The sequence below is a fragment of the Sphingomonas montanisoli genome (assembly GCF_008274695.1).
Taxonomy (GTDB): Bacteria; Pseudomonadota; Alphaproteobacteria; order Sphingomonadales; family Sphingomonadaceae; genus Rhizorhabdus; species Rhizorhabdus montanisoli.
In genome coordinates this window covers 1-2,967 of record NZ_VTOU01000010.1, presented here as the reverse complement: position 1 = coordinate 2,967, position 2,967 = coordinate 1, and the positions used below count along the sequence as shown (strand labels likewise).

6 protein-coding genes are annotated in these 2,967 nt (G+C 65.3%); all 6 read right to left on the bottom strand.

Going from position 1 to position 2,967, the window contains the following annotated elements:
• Positions 1–81 precede the first annotated feature (81 nt).
• A complete protein-coding gene (locus FYJ91_RS20420; RefSeq protein ID WP_149524183.1) occupies positions 82–501 on the bottom strand; it encodes a DUF3168 domain-containing protein in 420 nt (139 codons plus the stop codon).
• Positions 501–956: an HK97-gp10 family putative phage morphogenesis protein gene (locus FYJ91_RS20415; protein WP_149524182.1), complete on the bottom strand. Its 456-nt coding sequence runs from the start codon at positions 954–956 to the stop codon at positions 501–503. Before FYJ91_RS20415 ends, FYJ91_RS20420 begins: the two co-directional genes overlap by 1 nt.
• Positions 956–1,294 carry a phage head closure protein gene (locus tag FYJ91_RS20410; RefSeq protein WP_181008615.1) on the bottom strand — a complete coding sequence of 113 codons (339 nt, stop codon included), beginning with the start codon at positions 1,292–1,294 and terminating at the stop codon, positions 956–958. Before FYJ91_RS20410 ends, FYJ91_RS20415 begins: the two co-directional genes overlap by 1 nt.
• Complete coding sequence (locus tag FYJ91_RS20405) at positions 1,291–1,818, bottom strand: head-tail connector protein (RefSeq protein ID WP_149524180.1); 528 nt, start codon at positions 1,816–1,818, stop codon at positions 1,291–1,293. The genes FYJ91_RS20410 and FYJ91_RS20405 overlap by 4 nt, the downstream gene beginning before the upstream one ends.
• 70 nt (positions 1,819–1,888) lie before the next feature.
• Complete coding sequence (locus FYJ91_RS20400) at positions 1,889–2,152, bottom strand: hypothetical protein (protein ID WP_149524179.1); 264 nt, start codon at positions 2,150–2,152, stop codon at positions 1,889–1,891.
• 85 nt (positions 2,153–2,237) lie between these two features.
• A partial coding sequence (locus tag FYJ91_RS20395; RefSeq protein ID WP_149524178.1) for a phage major capsid protein occupies positions 2,238–2,967 on the bottom strand: 730 nt, incomplete at its 5' end.

Sequence of the window (2,967 nt, the reverse complement as noted above, 5' to 3'; positions counted from 1 at the left end):
ACCTCTGCCAGTTCGAGCAGCACGACAGGGGTCGCGAGATTGCCCAGCTTGAACGCTGCGCCGTAACCAATTCCGGCCATGTTAAACCTCCTTGAACCACACGAAGAAATCGATGCTCGCGCGATATGCGAGCGGTGCAGCACCCGTTGCGGCGATCGTCTCGCCTCGGTCGCTGCCGTCGCGGCGATCGGTGACGAAGGCACGGACAAATCGGATCGAGCCTAAATCGGCCGCGCCCTCCATCGCCTCGATGACGGCGACGCCCAGCGCATCGGCATCCCCGCGACTTCCGGCCCAGCAGTCGAGCTGGATGCGCACACGCTGGACGCTTGCCCGGCCCCGGTAATGGTAGTCGGTGGCTCCGCCAGCTCCGATGAGGACGATCGCCGGCAGTGGCGTTCCCTGCGGTCGCTCATCGCGAAAGACCCGATCGCTCACGATGGCCTCGACCGCGCCGGCCGCTTTTAAACGGTCGCGCGTGGCAGCAGTGATCGACATCATCAGCCCTTTCGCTGTCGCCGCTTGGCTTCTTTGCGCGCGTGCCGAGCCGCCGCTTTCATCACCGCGTCGGAAAGGATCACGCCCGTCCGGCCCAGCACCTGTTCGCCGGTTGCGTCCCAGGCGGGCCGCATGAAGGGCTGCGCCGGCTCTTTGAAGGTGCCGAACTCCTGCATGATCCCCTGCGGATGGGGACCAGGTCCGACGTAGACCTCGACCGATGATCGGGTCTCGAGAGCCTTGCGTTGCGATCGCGACAACTTGCTGCCGACCGTGATCGATTCCCGCAAATAGCCCTTATCAACCGGCGCGAGCGCTCTGGCCGCTTGCGCCGTCACCTCGCCCGCCTCAATGAGAGCATCGCGCGTCACGCGCTTGCCCACTGCCTTCGGCAATTTGCCGAGTGCCGCGTCCAGCTCACGCAACCCGGTGGTACGCAACGAAAAATTGCGGGGCATCAATCTGCCCTAGCTGTCGCTGCGATCTCAAGTCCTTCGCGGCGGCCGATTTCCGTCACTGACGCGATGATCCACATGCGCCCGGCATAGCTGATCCGGTCCTTGGGGTTCACGTCCGCGACCGCCGACGACCAGCGGATGCGAAACACCATCGGCGTCGTCGCCGCAATCTCCGCGCTCTGCAGCCGTTCGACGCCGGGCGCCGGCATTGCCGACGCCCAGACGGTCGATAGGTTCTCCCACGACGGTGCTGGATCACCAGCCGTATCGGGCGCCAGAGTTGCGCGTTGAATCGTGATGCGGCGATCGCGGGCGCCGGCTCGGAGCAGTTTGCTCACAGGCGCCGCAATCGCATGTTACGGCAGGCCGCAGCGGCGGCCTTCTCGACATCACCACCCAAGCCGCCGGTGTCGCGTCGCTCGTAATAGCCCGTGATGAGGATAAGCATTGCCCGGATGGCACCTCGGGGCATGTCGGCGGCGGCATAGCCAGCCTGCATAGTGACCTTCACAGCCGCAGCTGAACGAAGGATAGAATATGCAGCAGATCCGAAAAACTGGACCCGGGCAGGCCGAAATTTGGTGCGAATTGCGAAGCCGCCGGCATCCAGCTCATGCTCTAAGCCGCCCGCGTCGATATAGGAGACTTCAGTCACCTCATTCACGGGCCAAGTGAGAAGCTGCTGGCAAGCGGGCTTGAGATATTCGACCTTCGCACCCTCGATGAGCGTCTGACCGGTGTGGCTTTCCACCCAGGCGCGCGCATCGGCAATGATGCCGCTGATCAGCTCATCTTCGTCGGCGAAATCGGCTTCAAGGCGAAGTTGCTGTTTCGCGAGCTCGAGGGAGACGGGTTCGGCCATCGATCAACCTCGCTGGAAAGGGTGGCGCCGGCCGCAAGGGACCGGCCGGCGCCGGGCAGGACCGGAGAGGTCAGTCCTTCTTTTCGTCTTCGCCCTCGGTCATGCCGAGGTTGCGTGCCACGGCGACGTCGCCGGGAATCGTCGGGTCGTTGAAGTCGATGCGGTTCTGATCGACGGTCGTGTTCGCGCGAGGATCGGCGTCGACGGCAGGATGGTCGAGATCGACGTCGGGCACGATCTGATCCGGCGCGCCGGACGGGTTGATGGTGGTGGCAGGCGGGATTGCCGCCGGTTTCGATGCCGCGGGCTTCGCGACGGCCGAGTTCTTGTCCATTGGGGTCTCCTGGGTTCACCGAAGGGTCGGGACGCGCCCGGCGCTTCGAAGAACCGGGCCAGCCTGCGAGCTGGCCCGGCGGAGGTTACGCTGCGATCTTCAGCGCGCGCATGGGCTCGGGGTTGTGAACGCCGCCACCGACGCGCTTCGTGGTGTAGAAGTGCACGAAAGGCTTATTGGTGTACGGATCACGCAGGACGCGGATTCCGACCCGGTCGATGACCAGGTAGGTGGCCTCCATATTGCCGTAGAGCGCGGCGATGTTGCCGGCCGCGATGGCGGGCATGTCGGGCATCTCGACGACGGGCGCTCCGTTAAGCGACGCGGGCTCGCCCGACACATAGGAGGGCTGCCACAGGTAATTGCCCTGGCCGTCCTTCAGCTTGCGAACCGCGCGGAGCGACGAGCGGCTGAGGTACAGCTTCGAGCCCGCCTCGAATTCCGACGGCAGATCGTACATGAAGTCGATCATCGCATCGCCATTCGGGATCGTGCTGGCGTGGCCGCTGTTGACGACCGCGATCGCGCCGTAGGGGTGGCGGGCGGCGTTCGCGGCACCGGTGACATAGGTCAGGATGCCGTGCGGCTTGTTAGTGCCGTCGCCCGAGAGGAAGGCGATGCCCTCCTGCCGCGCGAACTCGGTGTCGACTTCGCCGCCCAGCCACTGCTCGAGGTCGAGCGCCGCGTCGTCGAGCAGCCCCTGCGAGATCGCCGGGTTGGCGTAGATCTCGCCCGGGGTAAAGTCGACGGTGCCGATCTGCGGGGTGCTGGTGGCAGGGCGCGACGCCGTTTCACCGACCCAGCCGGAGCCGACC

What these genes read in the sequence shown, in the direction of transcription:
- FYJ91_RS20420 (WP_149524183.1), bottom strand. Translation starts at nt 501, where the DNA reads ATGATGTCGATCACTGCTGCCACGCGCGACCGTTTAAAAGCGGCCGGC.
- FYJ91_RS20415 (WP_149524182.1), bottom strand. Translation starts at nt 956, where the DNA reads ATGCCCCGCAATTTTTCGTTGCGTACCACCGGGTTGCGTGAGCTGGAC.
- FYJ91_RS20400 (WP_149524179.1), bottom strand. Translation starts at nt 2,152, where the DNA reads ATGGACAAGAACTCGGCCGTCGCGAAGCCCGCGGCATCGAAACCGGCG.
- FYJ91_RS20405 (WP_149524180.1), bottom strand. Translation starts at nt 1,818, where the DNA reads ATGGCCGAACCCGTCTCCCTCGAGCTCGCGAAACAGCAACTTCGCCTT.